We start from the raw sequence: 17,349 nt of genomic DNA, 5'->3' as shown, positions 1-17,349 counted from the left end.
ATCTCCCGGTGCGCCCGTTCGGCGCCTCCTCCCGTACGGATGGGCCGTCGCCCTGTCGTGTTTATTAGATTATTAATCTAACATTGACACTGTTGTATGGACGGTCGCATGCTGAGCCACGTCCCTTCCCCCAAGGAGGCTCTGAATGCGACGAATCCGTCCGATGTGGGCTGTCGGCGCCGCTCTGGTGCTGCTCGGCGCGGGCCTGGCCCACCACCCCACCAAGGCCGAGGCGTTCCCGGCCACCGCGAGGACCGTGGTGATCGACTACCTCCGGTCGATCACCGGCACGTCGGTCGTCTCCGGGCAGCACAACAAGGAACCCGCGAGCAGCCCCGCCCAGTACACCCAGCAGGCGCGCAACGTCACCGGCCAGTTCCCGGGGCTGTGGGGCGGCGACATGATGTTCCGGGCCGGCGACCAGGCCGACCGGCAGCGCGTGATCGACGAGGCCAAGGCGCAGTGGGCCGCCGGCTCGCTGGTGGCGCTCACCTGGCACGCCTGCTCACCGACCGTCGGCGTCACCTGCGAGTTCGACGGCGGCGTGAAGACGCAGATCACGAACGCGCAGTTCCAGGAGATCGTCACCGGCGGCACCGCGCTCAACACCACCTGGCGCAACCGGATGGCCACCGTCGTGCCCTACCTGAGGCAGCTGAGGGACGCCGGAGTCCCGGTGCTGTGGCGGCCCTTCCACGAGATGAACGAGACCTGGAACTGGTGGGGTGGCCGCCCCGGGGCCAACGGCGGCGCCAAGATCTTCCAGCAGATGCGGGACTACTTCGACGGTCAGGGCCTGGACAACCTGATCTGGGTGTGGAACGTCCAGGACAATCCGGCCGCGAACTGGTCGCAGTACTACCCGGGCGCGAACTACGCCGACGTGGTGAGCCTCGACGTCTGGTGGAAGAGCCACCCCTCGGCCGCCGACTACCAGCAGATCCAGACGGTCGCCGCCGGTAAGCCGATCGCCGTCGCCGAGATCGGGAAGATGCCGACCGCGGCGCTGCTGACCGCCCAGCCCCGGTGGGCGTACTTCATGATGTGGTCCGAGCATCTGCTCGGGAACAACACGACCGCCGAGATCCAGGCGGCGTACAACATCCCGCGGGTGCTCAGCCGTGGCGAGATCAGTCTGTCCGGCGGCGGGAAGATCCGCGCGGTCGCCTCGGGCAGGTGCGTCGACGTCGCCGGCGCGGGTACGGCGAACGGCACCCGGGTACAGATCTACACGTGCGACTCCGGCGGCTCCGCTCAACAGTGGACGGCCGGGTCCGACGGCACCCTCCGGGCTCTCGGCAAGTGCCTGGACGTGGCGGCGAACGGCACGGCCGACGGTACGCGGATCCAGATCTGGACGTGCGACGGCGGCGACGCCCAGCGGTTCACCTACAACGCGGCCGGGCGGGACATCGTGCACGCCGGATCGGGCAAATGCCTCGACGTACGGGCGGAGGCCACCGCCGACGCCACCCCGTTGCAGCTGTGGACCTGCAACGGCAAGACGAACCAGGACTTCCTGCTGCCGTCCTGAGCCACGGGGTGGGAGGCGCGGTCAGCGCCTCCCACCCCCTTGAGAACCCGCGCCCGAAGCGCGCGGTCCCGGGACTGCTCCCCGGCGAGCAGAGCGGTCACGTCGTACCAGCCGGGCACGGTGGCCGCGATCGTGCGCCCGTCACCGTGCGGCTCCCAGGAGCCGGAGAGTTCTTGCACAGCGGTCATTTGGTAGCCCCCGCGGTGATGCCGTTGTAGATGAACCGTTGCAGCAGCAGGAAGATCACCACGGTCGGGATGATGACGATCATGGTGCAGGCGGCGATGGTCTCCCACTGCGCTCCGTACGGTCCCTTGAACCGGAACAGCGCGGTGGAGATGACGTTGAGGTCGGGCGATCGCATGTAGAGGAAGGGGATGTAGAACTCGTTGTAGATCGCGATGCCCTTGATGATCACGACGGTGGCGATGGCCGGTTTCATCAGCGGCAGGATGATCCGGCGGTAGACGGTGAACCGGGAAGCGCCGTCGATCATGGCCGCCTGGTCGAGGCTGGGCGGTATCGACTGCATGAACTGGATGAAGATGTAGATCGAGATGATGTCGGTACCCATGAACAGCGCGATCGCCGACCACGGTGTGTTGACCAGACCCATCGACTTGACGATCTGATAGGTCGCGACCTGTGTGGTGACGCCGGGAACCAGTGCCGCGACCAGGAACAGCCCCAGGATCAGGCGCTTGAACGGAAAGACGAAACGACTGATCGCGTACGCCGCGAGCGTCCCCACCAGCACGGTGCCGGCCAGCGACACCAGCAGGATCAGCGTGGTGTTCCCGAAGCCCCGCAACATGTCGCCCCCGGTCCAGGCGGTGGCGAAGTTGTCCAGGTGGAACCAGTTGTCCGGTGGCGTCAGGGGACCGCTCGTCGCGTACTCCTCATGGGTCTTGAAAGCGGCGAACAGCACCACCACCAGCGGTATGAGCACGATCATCGAGGCCAGCGCCAGCGAGCCGTACTTGGCGAGGCGCGCCACGTTTCTCATGAGAGGGTCACCTCCTCGTCGGGCAGGATCCGCCGCTGGACCCAGGTGATGAGCAGGACGAGCAGCAGCAGCACGACCGCCATCGCCGAGGCCAGACCGATCTGCCGGAACTGGAAGGCCGTCTCGTAGGCCTGGACGACGAACGTGCGGGTGCCGTTCGCGCCGCCGGTCATGATGAACGGGATCTCGAAGACCGAGAGGCTGCCGGAGATCGCCAGGATGAAGGAGAGGCTGATGATCCGGCGGATGCCCGGCACGATGATGTGCCGGAACTGGTGCCACCGGTTCGCCCCGTCGATCTCGGCGGCCTCGTAGACGTCGCCGGGGATCGACTGGATCGCGCCGAGGAACAGCACGAAGTTGAGCCCGGTGAACCGCCACACCGAGGTGCCGGCCAGCGAGAGGTTGGCGATGTCCGGATCGCCGAGCCACTGCCGGGTGTGGTCGCCGAGGCCGATCAGCCGCAGCACGGTGTCGAGGGTGCCGTCGGGCTGGAACAGGTAGAGGAAGACGAAGCCGACGGCGACCCCGTTGAGCAGGTACGGGAAGAACAGGATGCCCTTGAACAGGTTCCGGAAGCGGGTCTGGAAGGACAGGACGACCGCGAAGTAGAGGGCGATCGCGATCTGCGCGAACGAGGCGGCCAGGTAGTAGAGGCTGACCAGGAAGACCCGCCAGTACCGTTCGTCGGTGAGGACCCGCGCGTAGTTGTCCAGGCCGGCCGGCTCCATGGTGACGTCCAGGCCGTCCCATTTGTGGAAGCTGTAGAACACCATGTTGCCGACCGGGACGTAGGTGAAGGTGATCAGCAGGATCAGGGCCGGCGCCAGGTACAGCCAGGGCCGACGGGTCACTTCATGACCCGCGACTGGGCGGCGCCCCACCGCTTGTTCAGTTCGGCGAAGTAGGAGTCCTTGTCACCCTTGGCCGCGCCGCGGGCGATGTCGACCAGCTTCTGCCGGTAGATCGGGCCGGCCAGGTCGATCTCGGACTCTTTGATGATCTGGTCCTCCCGACCGGTGTTGGTGGTCGCGGCGGGAAGTTCCAGCAGTTCGACGCCGGTGGCGGTGAAGTCCTCGAGGGCCTTGGGCAGCGGCTGGCCGACCGGGGTGGGGATGGCCTGCTGGTCGGCGGCGAAGCCGGACTCGGTGACGAACCATTCCAGCCACGCCTTCGCGGTGGCCTTGTTCTCCGAGCTCTTGCTGACCGCGCCCTTGTAGTCGCCCTCGATGCGGGCGTGGAACTTCCCGCCGGTCTGGTACGGGAACGGCCAGAAGGCGATGTCCTCCGGGTTCGCGCCGGCCGCGGTGGCGGCGTCGCGCATCTGCGGGACCGCCCACGAGCCGAGCAGCATGCTGGCGACCTTGCCGGTGCCGAGCATCGGCTTGGAACCCTCCCAGTTGGTGGTGAGCGGGTCCTTCTCGCTGAGCCCCCGGTTCACGATGTCGAAGAGCAGGCCGTCGGTGAGGTGCTGGAGCTTGCCGGGCTGCCAGGGCTGCGGGTCGGCCGGGAAGGTCTCGTTGACCTGCGGGTCGGCGAGGATGGCGCGCTGGCTGTTGAAGAAGCTCAGCGGCCAGCCGTCCTTGTAGTTGGTGTAGAACGGGGTGGCGCCGGTCCTGTCCGCGACCGCCTCGAGCCCGGCCAGGAACTCTTCCGGCGTCTTCGGCGGCGCGGTGATCCCGGCTTCGGCCCAGACCCGCTTGTTGACCACGAAGCCGTTGGCGACGCCGCCCAGCGACAGGCCGTAGACCTTGCCGTCGTAGGCCTTCTCGTCGGTGAACCGGTACCTGGCCTTCATCTCGCCGACGGTGCCGAGCGGCTCGAAGAACTGGCCGAGCTGGTCGACGGCGACGGTGTTCGGGATGAGGAGCACGTCGCCGTACTCGCCGCCGCTGAGCTGGGTGGTGACGTCCTGCTCGTAGTTGGTCACGCCCTCGAACGTGACCTTCGTGCCGGGGTACTTCGCCTCGAACCTCTTGGCGTACCCGGGCAGCTTGGTGGTGACCAGGTCGGTGCGGTTGGTGAGAACCGTGATGTCGCCCTTGATCTCTCCGGAGAAGTCGGCCGGCTCGTCGCCGCCCGCGCCTCCGGTGCATCCGGCCAGCAGGACGAGGGCCGTTGCGGCCCCGGCGACGATCGCGTTCCTTCTATTGATCATGACAGCTCCCCATCTGCGCATCTCGCTTCGTTGCGTGCAGAGCATGGTGCCGCCGTTACGGCCCTGTCAAGGTTAGATTACTAATTTAAGTTGCACCTTCGCTGGTCGCGGGCTTGTGACCACGAAGGACGGGCGGCCGGGTACGGTAACGGCGAGCGAAGTGAGCAGGAGCGGAGACCCATCGGCATGGCACGTCGAGAAACGCCCGCGGCCGGCCCCGGCAGCCGCGCCCTGATCGTCGATGTGGTCCGTTCCGCGGTCACCATCAGCCGTGGCGAACTGGCCGACAAGACCGGCCTCACCCAGCCGTCCATCTCGATCATCGTGCGCGACCTGATCGCCGACGGGATCATCCACGAGATCGGCTCGACCGGCTCCACCTCCGGCCGGCCCCGCAAGCTCATCGCCATCGACCCGGCCAACCGTTTCGGCGTCGGCTTCCACCTCGGCCCGGACACGCTGACCTGCGTCGCCATCGACCTCACCGGCGGTGTCGTCGGCCGCGAGGTGGTCCCGCGCGTCCCGCACGAGATCTGGCCGGCCGACCGGCTGGCCCGGCGGTTCGACGACTTCACCGAGTGCCTCGACCTGCCGCGCGGCCGCATCGAGGGCCTCGCCGTCGTGGCGCCCGCCGCGGTCCCCGGCCAGCCCGACACCGCCCACGAACTGGGCCTGCTGCGCGCCGAGCTCACCGACCGCATCGGCGTGCCGGTCCTGGTCGAGAACGACGCCGCGGCCGCCGCCCTCGGCGAGTTCTGGAGCCGCCGGGTCTCCCGCGACCAGACCTTCGGCTGCGTCTACCTGTCCACCGGCATCGGCGCCGGGCTGGTCTTCGGCGGCGCCCTGCACCGGGGCGCCGGCTTCGACGCCGGCGAGCTCGGTCACGTGTCCATCTCGTACGACGGCCGGCCCTGCCCGTGCGGCAACCTCGGCTGCGTGGAGCAGTACGCGTCCACCTCGGCCACCGTGCGGACGGCCCGCGAGGATCCGGGACTGCGCGCCCGGCTGCCCCTGGACGGCAGCGAGCCCAGCGCCTACGACGCCATCGCCCGGGCCGCGGTCAACGGCGACCCGGCGGCGTACGCGGTGCTCGACCAGGCCGCCGTCTTCCTCAGCATGGCCGCCACCTCGATGGTCAACCTGCTGGACCTGGGCCGGCTGGTGCTCACCGGGCCGGGCGTCGCGCTGGCCGGCTCCATCTACGCCCGCCGGCTGCGCACCCACCTCGGCCGGACCGCGCACGCCCGGCACCGGCACAGTCTCACCGTCGAGCTCTCCACCCAGCCCCGCGACGCGGCCGGCATCGGCGCCGCCGCCCTGGTCGTCCAGGCGGCCATCGCCCCCGGTCACACCGCCGGTGCGGCCGCGTAGAAGGAGGAGATCGGTGTCCCAGGAACCACAGCGGGTCGGTCTGGTACTGGCACGCGCCTCGCAGGTCCTCGGGGAGGAGCCGTTCTACCACGAGTTCATCGAGGGACTGGAGCGCGTGCTCACCCCCGCCGGGGTGTCGCTGCTGGTCAAGGTGGTCACCGACCGGGCCGCGGAGACCGCCACCTACGAGCAGTGGGCCGAGCGCAAACAGGTCGCCGGTGTGATGCTGGTCGATCTCAGCCCCCACGACGAACGGGTCCCGCTGGTCCGCCGCCTCGGCATCCCGGCCGTCGTCCTCGGTGACCCGTCGACCGCGGACGGCCTCCCGACGGTGTGGACCGACGACGCCCGGTTCGCCCGCGACGCGGTCCGCTTCCTCGCCGAACGCGGCCACACCGTGGTCGGCCACGTCAGCGGCCCCCTGCTGTTCGCCCACACCCAGCTGCGCCGCGGCGGCGCCGAGACGGAGGCGGGCGAACGCGGCCTGACCCTGATCACCGCCGAGGGCGACTACTCGCAGGAGTCCGGGCGCCAGGCCACCGCGCTGGTGCTGAGCCACTCCCCCGCCCGCCCCACCGCCATCGTCTACGACAACGACATGATGGCCCTCGGCGGCCTGGAGACGATCAGCGAACGCGGCCTCCGGGTCCCGGCGGACGTCTCGGTCGTCGCCTGGGACGACTCGGCCCAGTGCCAGCTCGCCGTCCCCACACTGTCCGCGATGAGCCACGACGTGGGCCGCATCGGCGAACTCGGCGCGGGCGCCATCCTCGACGCCATGCGCGACGCCTCCGCCGACACCGTCTACGAGGCCCCGAAGGCCCAGATCGTCGAACGAGAAAGCACAACCTGAGGACCATTTCCGGTACGCCCGGCCCCGTCCCGCCCTACCAGGGCAGTTCCGCCCAGCCACGCGAGCTGACTGCCACTCCGGCCCGTGCCGCGCCCGCCGGGCTCAGATCGGTGGTCACCCCACCACAGCAAGACCCACCCCGGCGATCATGGACGCCCAACCACCGCCACCGGTGGCCAAACGTCCAAGAACACCGCCCGGCGAACGCCAGCCGACCACGGACGCTGCCCCAGCCCGGTTGAGACAACACCCGTGCCCGGCCGGGCAAGTGCGCCCGGCCGGGCAAGTGGGGAGCCGGCCGATCAAGCGCGGCAGGCTTCCCTAGAGCAGGTAGGTGGCCAGCGGGATGTTCTGGGTGCGCAGTGCGCCGGCGACGAGACCGGCGATGCGCTGGGCGCCGTACGTCTCGAAGTGGGTGTGGTCGTTGCAGAAGTACCGGCCTACCAGCCCGGCGGTGTAGTCGCCGTTGTTGGGGCAGAGCCGGACCGCGTTGTAGTGGTTCACGCTGAGCGTCTGCAGGTCGATGAGCGGGGCGCCGGTCGCGGTGGCGGCCGCCTGGGTCTGGGTGGTGAAGCCGCGGTTCTTGACCGCGGTGCTGCCCGAACAGGTGATGGCCGCCACGGCGGTGAGCAGCACCGGGTGGGCGCCCCGGGCCAGTGCCGTGCGGGCCATCATCGTCATCAGCTGCTGGTAGCGGGCGGCCCCGACGTGCCGGGGGCAGGTGGTGGAGCCGTCGTTGATGCCGAACTGGATGAACAGGTAGTCGCCGGCCTTCATGCCGTCGAGCACCCGCTGCCAGCGCGCCGACGACGTCGTCGAGTTCAGCACGCACTCGCCGTCGGTGCCGATGGTGGACGTGACGTTGCCCTCGTAGAGCCACGTCTGGATGCTGCGGCCGCCGAGGGCCAGGTTGTTGACGACGACGTCGCTGGTGAACAGCGGGTCGAACTGGGCGCCCCAGCCCACCGGGCAGGTGGCGGACGGGTTCGCCATGGTGGAGTCCCCGGCGAGCCAGACCGTGGTGGGGGCCGCGGCGGCCGCCGCGGCGGCGGGGCGGATGCCGCATCCGGGCAGCTCGGCCGAGACGGGGGCGGCCAGCAGCAGGGGTACGGCGAGAACGGTGGCGATCAGTGGGCGAAACGAGCGCATGGGACCTCCATGGGGGATGAATCGTTTCACGCACGAGCCTAAGTATCGACAAATCTCGATGTCAAGCACGAGTATGACGCTTCCCACCGGGGCTTTCCGTGGGTCTGATCCGGGCCGACCTTAAGGTTGCAGGGGCGGCGGCGCGGAGGCGCCGGGCGGGTCACACGGGAAGTTGGGGTTTCGTGAGTCAGAGCGTGTCGTCAGCAGCCACGACGGCGGGTGTCGGAGTCCAGGCGGCCAAACGGCGTACCTTCGCGGTGATCTCCCACCCGGACGCCGGAAAGTCGACGATGACCGAGGCACTCGCCCTGCACGCCCGGGTGATCGGGCAGGCCGGCGCGGTGCACGGCAAAGGCGACCGCCGGGGCGTGGTCTCCGACTGGATGGCCATGGAGCAGGAGCGCGGCATCTCGGTCACCTCGGCCGCGTTGCAGTTCTCCTACCGGGACACGGTCATCAACCTGCTGGACACCCCCGGTCACGCCGACTTCTCCGAGGACACCTACCGGGTGATCACCGCGGTGGACAGCGCCGTGATGCTGCTGGACGCCGCGAAGGGCCTCGAGCCGCAGACGCTGAAGTTGTTCGAGGTGTGCCGCCAGCGCGGCATCCCGGTGATCACCTTCATCAACAAGTGGGACCGCCCGGGCAACGACGCGCTCGCCCTGATGGACGAGATCGAGCAGCGGATCGGGCTGAAGCCGACGCCGCTGACCTGGCCGGTCGGCATCGCCGGGCACTTCCACGGCGTGATCGACCGCCGGACCGGGGTGTTCACCCGCATGCAGCGCTCCCCCGGCGGCGCCGACCTGGCGATCGAGGAGGACATGACCGTCGAGGAGGCGGCCGAGCGGTTCGGGGCGGACTGGACCACCGCCACCGAGGAGTTGGAGCTCCTCGAGATGACCGGCGCCGACCACGACCAGGAGGCGTTCCTGGCGGCGACCACCACGCCGGTGCTGTTCGGCGCGGCGGTCGCGAACCTCGGCGTACGCCAGCTGTTGAACGTGCTCGTGGAGCTGGCTCCGCCGGCGACCGCGCGGCCGACCACGGCCGGCACCGACCAGCCGGTGGACGCGCCGTTCTCCGGGTTCGTGTTCAAGATCCAGGCGAACATGAACAAGGCGCACCGCGACCAGGTGGCGTTCATGCGGGTGTGCTCCGGCAAGTTCGAGCGCGGCATGGTGGTCACCCACGGCGGCACCGGCAAGCCGTTCACCACGAAGTACGCGCAGCAGATCTTCGGGCAGGGCCGCGACACCATCGACGAGGCGTTCCCCGGCGACGTGGTCGGCCTGGTCAACGCGACGGCGCTGGGCATCGGCGACACGCTCTACGCGGGCCGCCCGGTGCGGTACCCGGCACTGCCGTCGTTCCCGCCGGAGCACTTCGCGGCGGTCCGCACCGACGACACCTCGGCCTACAAGCGGTTCCGCCGCGGCATCGAGCAGCTCGACGCCGAGGGTGTGATCCAGGTGCTGCGTTCCGAGCAGCGCGGCGACGGCACGCCGGTGTTCGCCGCCGTCGGGCCGATGCAGTTCGAGGTCGCCACCCACCGCCTCGAGGCCGAGTTCGGGGTGCGGGTGAAGCTGGAGTTCCTGCCGTACGAGATCGCCGCCGTCACCGACGCGGCCGGCCGCGAGATGCTGCGCGGCGAGTCGAACGTCGAGGTGATGACCCGGGTCCGCGACGACGCGCTGCTCGCCGTCTTCCAGCACCGCTGGCGGATGCGCACGGTGGCCGGCCGCCACCCGGGCCTCCGCCTCGACGGGGTGCTCGACGCCGGACTGTCATAGGCGACGGCCGACAGGCGTCCGGCCGCTCACAGGCCAGGGCGGCAAGGCGTCCGGCCGCTCACAGGCCAGGGCGGCAAGGCGCGCGTCCGCTCACAGGCCAGGGCGGCAAGGCGTCCGGCCGCGCCGCGCATAGGCGACGCGGATCAGCGCGCGGCCGCTCACAGGCGACGGCAGAAGAGGGCGTCCGGGGTCTTCGACGACAGGAAGCGTCCGGTGTAGGCGATTCCGGCCACGTACTCGTTGTCGGCGCACTGGCCCTTGTAGTGGCCGCTCGCGAAGTCGCCGCCCGGCCCACCGGCCGGGCGGTTGTCGCCGCGGTCGAACCACACGGTTCGGCCGCTGTCGGTGGCCGCCGCGGGCAGGGCGGTGGCGCACAGGGCGCTGGACACGGCGGCGCCCCGCACCGCGTAGCCGATCAGCACCGACGACGCCGGGCACTGCAACTTCGTGTAGCCGGACGCCCAGTCCCGGGAGACGTGCCGTTCGTCGGTCACCACCTGGTAGGCGCTCCAGACGGTCGCGCCGGACACGTCGGTGCACAGGCCGCGGTTGCCGGTGTGGCTCAACCCGATCAACCGTTGACCGTCCGGGCAGGCGGCCTTGCGGGCGCCCCGGTCCCAGTCCGGCTGTGCACGCATCAACGTTGACGCGGTGAAATCAACATGATCGGGGCTCAACATTGACCGCGACGGGACCGGATCAACGTACCCCTGTCGTGTCGTGCCATTGACCAGCCGCTGCCAGGCGGCCGACCGCCAGTCCGGACCGTCGATCAGCCCGGATCGCCGCCCCGCGGCGTCGAAGAACAGCAGCCCCCACTCGTTGCCGCTCTCCGCCCAGCCGACCACCGGCCAGTAGGCGAAGTCGGCGTCGGCCCGGATCAGGATGTCGACGAAGTTCTCGAACCAGGCCCGTTGCGGGCTGCCCGGAGCGGCGTCGGCGGCCACCCCGAACTCGCTGATCCACACCGGCGCCGTGAAGTGGTTGCCGGGCTCCCCCGCCACGAACAGGGCGTCCCGCTGGACGACCGCGGCCAGATCGGCGGCGCCCAGATCCCGGTAGCGCGGATCGGTCGTCTCGCCGGTCCCGGTGGCCCCGCTGTGATTCGGGCCGGTGTAGTCGTAGAAATGCGCCGAGTACACCAGTTTCCCGGACCGGACCAGGGTGTGCGACAGGTTGCGGACCGGCCGCAGGGTGGGCCGCTCGTGCGCGAAACCGTCGACCGGGATCCCGGTCCAGTTGATCCCCTCCACGATGATCAGCAGGTTCGGGTTGGCCTCGGCGAGGATCCGGTCGCCGGTGCGCTGCGACGCGGCGAGCCAGTCGTGGGCGTTGCCCCAGCCCCAGTTCGGGTCGTCCAGGACGGTACGCCGCACCTCGTTGTACAGATCGGCGCCGACCACCCGCGGATCGCCGGAGTAGCGCCGGGCCATGAACAGCCAGTCGTCCTCCCACTGCTGCACGCTCTGCGAGGTGTTCCAGCGCTCGTTTCCGTCGACGGCACAGCACCAGCGGGTGGTGTTGGTGTGGTTGTTGAGGATCACGGCGAGCCCGGCGCCGGTGAGCGCGGCGACGACCCGGTCGTACACCTGCAACGGTGTGAGCCCGCGCAGCTGCGGATTCGCGGCGACGGCCGGGTCGGTCACCGGGCGGGTGTCACGCAGCATCTCGTTCGAGAACGGCAGCCGGACACTGTTGAGCCCCAGCTCCCGGAATCCGGCGACGATGGTGGCCAGCGGCGCCCGGTCGAGCCCGAGCGGGATCCGCCCCGAGTTCTCCCCCGCGTGATGGTTGGCGTTGTCGGCCGTGTCGCCGGAGCCGTTCCACGTGCCGCTCGCGCCGTGCCAGTTGCCGGAGCGAAGTTTGAAACGCTGCCCGTCGGCATCGACGATGTAGCGGCCACGGGTCGACAGCGGGCCGGTCCATCCGGGTTCGGCCGCCACGGCGGACGGCGCGCCGGGCAGCAGGGCCGCGAACGACAACGACAGAATCACCAGCAGGCGTACGGCGATGACCACCCGTCCATTGAAGAACATGAACGGGTTTCAGGAAATACCTTTCGGTGACCCAGATCACCGATGAGTTCCCGGGGTGGGGCCGGTCTACCCCGCATGACCAACCCGGTGAAGGGCCCCGCCAGCTATTTTCCGTCGATCGAGAAGAAGTACGGGCAGCCGATCGCGTACTGGACCGCACTCATCCGATCGTCCCCGCTCACCCGGCACGGTGAACTGGTCTCCTGGCTGAAGACGGAGCACGGCCTCGGGCACGGGCACGCCAACGCCCTGGTCGCCTACACCCTCGCCGAGCAGCGGAACTGAGCCGATGCCGGACCGGGGTGCGCCCGGTCCGGCGACCGCACGTCAGGAGGCGTACGTCTGGAATTCGGCGATCTTGGGCGTACCGGAAGAGCTTGTGATCTTGAAGGTCAGCTTGGTGGTGGAGGTGGCCGCGAAGGTGACGGTCCCGCCGCCCGTGCCGGAGGCCAGAACCGCGCCGGTCGCGCCGTTGATCACCTGGTAGGCGCCGATCGACGAGCCGGACGCCTCGACGATGGCGATGCGGGAGACCTTGGTGGCCGCCGACCACTTGATCGAGATGTCACCGGTGGCGCCGTTCGGCGACCAGAAGGTGGCCGTGTTGCCGTCCTTCACGTTGCCGTAGCTGGTGCCGCTCGCCTTGCTGGAACCGTCCGCGCCGGCGCCGATGCTCAGGTTGACGCCGCTGGTCGCGGTCGCCGTCGGAGAAACGGTCGCGGTGGAAGAAGCGGTGGGAGAAGCGGTGGGAGAGACAGTGGCGGTGGGAGAGACGGTGGCCGAGGTGGTCGGCGCGGCGGTGGCGTTGCACCTGCCGTCCGAGACCTTCAGTCCGGTGCCGGCGCCGGCGGTGGCCGCCACGATCGACGGCACGCAGGACGCGTTGTCCAGCGCGAACGCGTACGGGATGGTGACGCTGGTGGTGGACACCAGGTCCGGGCCGGCCGGGTTGTTCTCCTCACCGGCAGCCGACCAGGTCACGTTGTCGAGGACGTTGCCGGACACCTGCCAGTAGCCGGCCGCGTCGGTGTAGAAGGTACCGAGCACGTCCTTCGAGTCCTCGAAGTAGTTGCTGTCCACCCGCGCCTTGGCGCCGGCCCGCGAGTTGATGCCCGACTCGTTGAGGCTCAGGTAGTGGTTGTTGTAGATGTGGGCGACACCACCGCGCAGCAACGGCGTACGCGAATCGATGTTCTCGTACTTGTTGTGGTGGAAGGTGATGAAGCTGTTGCCGGTGTCGGTCTCGCTGGAACCGATCAGGCCGCCACGCCCGGAGTCGCGCAGGATGCTGTAGGACAGCGTCACGTATTGGGTGTCGTCCTTCATGTCGAACAGGCCGTCGAAGCCCTCCGGCTCCCCACCCGAGGCGATCAGCGTGGCGTGGTCCACCCACACGTTGCGGACGGTGCTCTCCATGCTGATCGCGTCACCACCGTTGGACAGCGGTGAGCCGGACTTCTTGACGTTCTGCACCGTCACGTTCTGGATGACGATGTTGCTGGAGTCCCGGATGTGGATACCGAGTTGATCGAACGTGGCGCCCGCGCCCACACCGACGATCGTGACGTTGCTGATCTCCTTCAACTCGATGCGATCGGCCGCCGTGTTGCAGCTGTCACCGGACACCTTGGTCGTGTTGCCGTGATTGATCGTGCCCTCGACCTGAATGATGATCGGGGTGTCGCCGGCCGCCCGGGTGCACAGCGCGTTGTGGATCTGGGTGCCGGTGGTGGCCTTGACGGTGGTCCCGCCCGCGCCGCCGGTGGTGCCGCCGTTCTCGCTGGCGAAACCGGTGACGGTGGCCTCCGCGGCCGACGCGTCGTGCTGAGGCAGCCCGAAGGCGATGGCTCCGGCGACGCCGGCCACGCCGAGGACGGCGGAGAGTCGCAGCGCGACTGATCGTTTCATGGTCTTCACCTGTTCTCCGGGGGATGATGCGGCGGGCTCTGGGGGGATGGCCGCCGCGTCGATCACCCACTAGTGGTGACGGATCATGGATTGGTTGCTCGCCCCGGAGAAAAATCTCGTCCCGGTAGGGTCGGGCGGGTGAGCGAGCCGAGCCCGACCCAGCGCCTCCTGGATGCCACCGACATCGAACGATCGGTAGCGACGGCTCTCCCGGGACGGCGGGTGGTGGCGTCCGCGCCGCTCAGCGGGGGCGGTTTCGCCACGGTCTGGTCGGCGCGGCTGGACGACGGCGCCGAGGTGGTGCTCAAGGTGGCGCCCCGCGACGATGTGCGGTTGCTGCGCTACGAGCGGGATCTGATCGCCGCCGAGGGCCGCTACCTGCGCCGGCTGGCGGCCGAGGCGCCGGAGGTGCGGGTGCCGCGGGTGCTGCACGCGTCGCCGGATCTCCTGGTCACCGAGCGCCTGCCCGGCCGCAACCTGTTCGAGGTCCAGTCGGGTCCGGCCCCGGTGGACGACGCGCCGGTGCGGGCCGCGTTCGGCGCCGAACTGGCCCGGGTGCACCGGCTCACCGGCGACCGGTTCGGCTACGACGCCGGCCGGACCAGCGCCCCGACCTGGTCGGCCGCGTTCCTCGCGATGATCGACGACCTGCTCGACGACGCGGCCGAGTGGCAGGTCGAGACGCCCGCCCCGGCCGAGCGGATCCGCGATCTGATCATCCGGCACGCCGGGCTGCTCGACAGCGTGCGCCGCCCGGCGCTGCTGCATTTCGACGGCTGGGACGGCAACCTGCTGGTGGCGGACGGCCGCCTGACCGGGTTCGTGGACGGTGAACGGTTCCTCTACGGCGACCCGCTGCTCGACTTCACCTCGGCCGCCCTGTTCCGCCGCATCGAGGACGAACCCGGGCACCCCTTCCTCCAGGGGTACGGCGGGGTCCGTCTCGACGCACCGGCGCTGCGCCGGCTCAGCCTCTACCGGCTGCACCTCTACCTGCTGATGACCGTGGAGATGCCGAGCCGGCGGATCACCCGGGAGGCGCAGCCGGGCCGCTACGAGCGGCTGGCCGAGCTGCTCGACGAGGAGCTGACCGAACTGGCCCGCCCGGTGCCGGTTGCCGGAACCGGGGTTGACCCGGGGTCGTAAGCTCGGTCGCTCGACACGATGGAAGGCTGCCCGACATGACCGACATGACCCCGAGGCGTCTGGGGGCGCCGCTGGTCGTCGGCGCGCTCGCCGCTCTCGGGACGCTGGCGACCTATCACGTGTTCGTGCGCACCATCTCCGGGCAGTGGCTGGACACCGCCGCGATGCTCGGCACCGATGTGGAACATCCCCGGCTCGCGCAGATCCTGACCCGGGTGCTGAACGGCACCACCCTGGCCGGTCTGGTGCTGGTCTGCCTGGTCGTGGTCGCGGTCGGCGTGGTCCGGCGGCGGCCCGGCCTGGCGGTGGCGGCGGCGGTGCTGGTGCTCGGCGCCAACGGCACCACCCAGTTCCTCAAGAACGTCCTGACCCGGCCGCCCATCGACCGGCTGGAGTTCGCGAACTCGCTGCCCAGCGGCCATACGACGGCCGCCGCGTCGGTGGCGTTCGCGGTGGTCCTGGTCCTGCCCGAGGCGGTCCGCGCCACCGCCGCCCTGTGCGGGGCCGGTTACACGGCGGCCATCGCGATCGCCACCGTGTGGTCGCAGTGGCACCGGCCCAGCGACGCGGTCGCCGCCATGCTCGTGGTGCTGGGCTGGGGTGCGCTGGTGATCCTCGGCCTGCGGCTGACGAGCCGGGACCGGGCGGCCGCCACCGGCCGCCCGAGCCCGCTGGGTGTGCTGCCGCTGGCCCTGACCGGGCTGGTCACGGCGCCCGCCGCGGCCCTCGGCTTCCTCGCCGCGAAGGCGTCCGAGCCGATGACCACCACCCCGGAGCCGAGCCGTATCGCTGTCGCCTCCGGGGCGGCCGGGATCGCCGCGGTCGTCGCCGGCACCTTCCTGGTGTGGCTGTGGCTGGCGACCGACGGCGAACGCGGTCAGGACGTACGGCGGAAGGTGGCGTCGGCGCGTTCGGCGGCGGTGGAGACCGGGTCGATCCGCAGCACGTAGTTGCTGTGCCGGATGTAGCGGGTCGGGAAGTTGTACGACTGGAACGACGACCAGGAGGAGTCCGCCAGCCCGGCCACCTGACGGAAGGTGGCGTCCTGCCGGAACGTCGCCGTCCCGTTGTTCGGTTCGAGCCGCAGCACGTAGTTGTTGTGCCGCAGGTAGTGGCCGGGGAAGTTGACCGACTCGAACGAGACGGCGGTGCTGTCGGCGAGGCCGGCCACGACGCGGAACTGCGAGTCCAGCGCCGGGGTCACGTTCGCGTCGATGCGGGTGGCGTAGTTCGAGTGGCGTACGAATCGGTCCTGGAAGTTGTAGGACTGGATCCGCTGGACCGTGACCGCGCCCGGGTTGCCCAGCTCACCGGAGGGTCCGGCCAGCACCGTCGCGGTGGAGACCGGGACGCCCAGGGTGGGGGTGCCGTCGGCGTTCCAGGAGATCCGCTGGGCCCGGCTGGTACGCGTGGTGCCGCACCCCTGCGAGGTGGAGTCGTTGGCGTGGTAGACGATCCAGTCCTCGGTGCCGTCCGGTGACTTGAAGAAGCTGTGGTGGGCGGGCCCGTAGACCCCGTTGGCGTCGCTGCGCTGGAAGAGCGGGTTGGCGAGCTTGGTCCACGCGGAACGGTTGAGCGGGTCGGAGCCGGTGAGCTCGAGCGCGCCGATCTTGTAGTCGGGGGTGCCGCAGAAGCTGGCCGAGTAGGTCAGGAAGGTGCGGCCGTTGCGCTGGAGCACGTACGGCCCCTCGTTGACCGGGTTGCCGACCCTCTCCCAGGCCAGCGTCGGCTCGGAGATGATGATGCCGAGCGACGCGGGTGTCCACGGGTTGGTCAGGCGAGTGATGAAGAGGCTCTGGAGCCCGCCGTTCTCGAACCCGCCGTTGTTGTTGAAGGCGGAGAACACGAAGTAGTTGACGCCGCCGACGGTCATCACGCTGCCGTCGATCGACCAGCCGTTGTTCGGCATCAGGGTGAGCGCGCCCTTGTAGGTGTACGGCCCCATCGGGTCGGTGCCGGAGCTTTCGAGGACGTGCTGGCGCTGCCCGCCGCAGCAGGCGGACGGCCCGGCCGAGTAGTAGAGGTACCAGCGCTGCCCGTTCGGCCCGTTGAGCAGGTGCAGGCTGGGCGCCCACATGTTCGACACCGCGTTGGGCTGCGACATCGTGAACACGGTCGTCTCGGCGGCGGTCTTCAGCCCGGCCAGGGTGGTGGACCTACGGATGAGGATCTTCCCGGTCCACGTCGTGGCGGCGTAGTAGTAGTTGCCGTTGTAGTAGCTCATCCACGGGTCGGCGCTGTTGGGCGTGCCGACGACGGGGTTCTGATAGGACGCTCCCGGCGCGGCGAGGGCTGGGGTGGGCGTCACGATGAGAGCCATCGCGGTGACCAACACGGTGATCATGGCCCGTATCCGCACGGCACGCCTCCTAAAGCGTTAGCGCTCACAAAG

The 17,349-nt window shown here is 69.7% G+C and carries 14 protein-coding genes; 7 read left to right on the top strand and 7 right to left on the bottom strand.

The window, feature by feature from the left end:
- The first annotated feature begins 145 nt into the window (after nt 1-145).
- Nucleotides 146-1,534 (top strand): glycosyl hydrolase, encoded by a 1,389-nt coding sequence (locus tag KZ829_RS25485; protein WP_220146446.1) that lies wholly within the window; start codon nt 146-148, stop codon nt 1,532-1,534.
- A gap of 184 nt (nt 1,535-1,718) precedes the next feature.
- On the opposite strand, the gene KZ829_RS25480 is transcribed toward KZ829_RS25485, so the two are convergent.
- From KZ829_RS25480 to KZ829_RS25470, 3 genes are read right to left on the bottom strand one after another with little or no spacing between them, the layout of a single operon-like run.
- Nucleotides 1,719-2,540 carry a carbohydrate ABC transporter permease gene (locus KZ829_RS25480; protein ID WP_220146445.1) on the bottom strand — a complete coding sequence of 274 codons (822 nt, stop codon included), beginning with the start codon at nt 2,538-2,540 and terminating at the stop codon, nt 1,719-1,721.
- Complete coding sequence (locus tag KZ829_RS25475) at nt 2,537-3,394, bottom strand: carbohydrate ABC transporter permease (protein ID WP_308285656.1); 858 nt, start codon at nt 3,392-3,394, stop codon at nt 2,537-2,539. Before KZ829_RS25475 ends, KZ829_RS25480 begins: the two co-directional genes overlap by 4 nt.
- On the bottom strand, nt 3,391-4,698 hold the full coding sequence (locus KZ829_RS25470; RefSeq protein WP_220146443.1) for an ABC transporter substrate-binding protein: 1,308 nt from the start codon (nt 4,696-4,698) through the stop codon (nt 3,391-3,393). The genes KZ829_RS25475 and KZ829_RS25470 overlap by 4 nt, the downstream gene beginning before the upstream one ends.
- 186 nt (nt 4,699-4,884) lie before the next feature.
- Between KZ829_RS25470 and KZ829_RS25465 the strand changes: the two genes are divergently transcribed.
- Together KZ829_RS25465 and KZ829_RS25460 are read left to right on the top strand one after the other, a co-directional pair.
- A complete protein-coding gene (locus KZ829_RS25465) occupies nt 4,885-6,069 on the top strand; it encodes an ROK family transcriptional regulator (protein WP_220146442.1) in 1,185 nt (394 codons plus the stop codon).
- Nucleotides 6,070-6,082: 13 nt separating this feature from the next.
- Nucleotides 6,083-6,922, top strand: a complete 840-nt coding sequence (locus KZ829_RS25460; protein WP_220146441.1) for a LacI family DNA-binding transcriptional regulator — start codon at nt 6,083-6,085, stop codon at nt 6,920-6,922.
- Nucleotides 6,923-7,243: 321 nt separating this feature from the next.
- On the opposite strand, the gene KZ829_RS25455 is transcribed toward KZ829_RS25460, so the two are convergent.
- Nucleotides 7,244-8,071 (bottom strand): SGNH/GDSL hydrolase family protein, encoded by an 828-nt coding sequence (locus KZ829_RS25455; protein ID WP_220146440.1) that lies wholly within the window; start codon nt 8,069-8,071, stop codon nt 7,244-7,246.
- 182 nt (nt 8,072-8,253) lie between these two features.
- On the opposite strand from KZ829_RS25455, the gene KZ829_RS25450 reads away from it, so the two are divergent.
- Nucleotides 8,254-9,867 (top strand): peptide chain release factor 3, encoded by a 1,614-nt coding sequence (locus tag KZ829_RS25450; RefSeq protein ID WP_308285655.1) that lies wholly within the window; start codon nt 8,254-8,256, stop codon nt 9,865-9,867.
- A gap of 158 nt (nt 9,868-10,025) precedes the next feature.
- On the opposite strand, the gene KZ829_RS25445 is transcribed toward KZ829_RS25450, so the two are convergent.
- Entirely contained in the window at nt 10,026-11,903 is a 1,878-nt protein-coding gene (locus KZ829_RS25445; protein WP_220146439.1) for a glycoside hydrolase family 5 protein, read from the bottom strand.
- A 75-nt stretch (nt 11,904-11,978) separates the two neighbouring features.
- On the opposite strand from KZ829_RS25445, the gene KZ829_RS25440 reads away from it, so the two are divergent.
- Complete coding sequence (locus KZ829_RS25440; protein WP_220146438.1) at nt 11,979-12,188, top strand: DUF4287 domain-containing protein; 210 nt, start codon at nt 11,979-11,981, stop codon at nt 12,186-12,188.
- A gap of 42 nt (nt 12,189-12,230) precedes the next feature.
- Here KZ829_RS25440 and KZ829_RS25435 read toward each other — a convergent pair whose 3' ends face one another.
- Nucleotides 12,231-13,811 (bottom strand): pectate lyase family protein, encoded by a 1,581-nt coding sequence (locus tag KZ829_RS25435; protein ID WP_220146437.1) that lies wholly within the window; start codon nt 13,809-13,811, stop codon nt 12,231-12,233.
- A gap of 138 nt (nt 13,812-13,949) precedes the next feature.
- On the opposite strand from KZ829_RS25435, the gene KZ829_RS25430 reads away from it, so the two are divergent.
- Together KZ829_RS25430 and KZ829_RS25425 are read left to right on the top strand one after the other, a co-directional pair.
- Nucleotides 13,950-14,957 carry a phosphotransferase family protein gene (locus KZ829_RS25430; protein ID WP_220146436.1) on the top strand — a complete coding sequence of 336 codons (1,008 nt, stop codon included), beginning with the start codon at nt 13,950-13,952 and terminating at the stop codon, nt 14,955-14,957.
- Between the two features lie 35 nt (nt 14,958-14,992).
- On the top strand, nt 14,993-15,907 hold the full coding sequence (locus KZ829_RS25425; RefSeq protein ID WP_220146435.1) for a phosphatase PAP2 family protein: 915 nt from the start codon (nt 14,993-14,995) through the stop codon (nt 15,905-15,907).
- Here KZ829_RS25425 and KZ829_RS43280 read toward each other — a convergent pair.
- The gene (locus tag KZ829_RS43280; protein ID WP_246636257.1) at nt 15,835-17,301 is read right to left on the bottom strand and encodes a family 43 glycosylhydrolase; all 1,467 of its coding nucleotides are present in this window, start codon (nt 17,299-17,301) and stop codon (nt 15,835-15,837) included. The two genes, KZ829_RS25425 and KZ829_RS43280, sit on opposite strands and share 73 nt — an antisense overlap.
- Nucleotides 17,302-17,349 lie beyond the last annotated feature (48 nt).

Origin of the sequence: Actinoplanes hulinensis (assembly GCF_019429605.1) — a bacterium.
Classification (GTDB): Bacteria; Actinomycetota; Actinomycetes; order Mycobacteriales; family Micromonosporaceae; genus Actinoplanes; species Actinoplanes campanulatus.
Note: the sequence above shows the minus strand (reverse complement) of the source record. Positions and strands in the feature narration are given on the sequence as shown.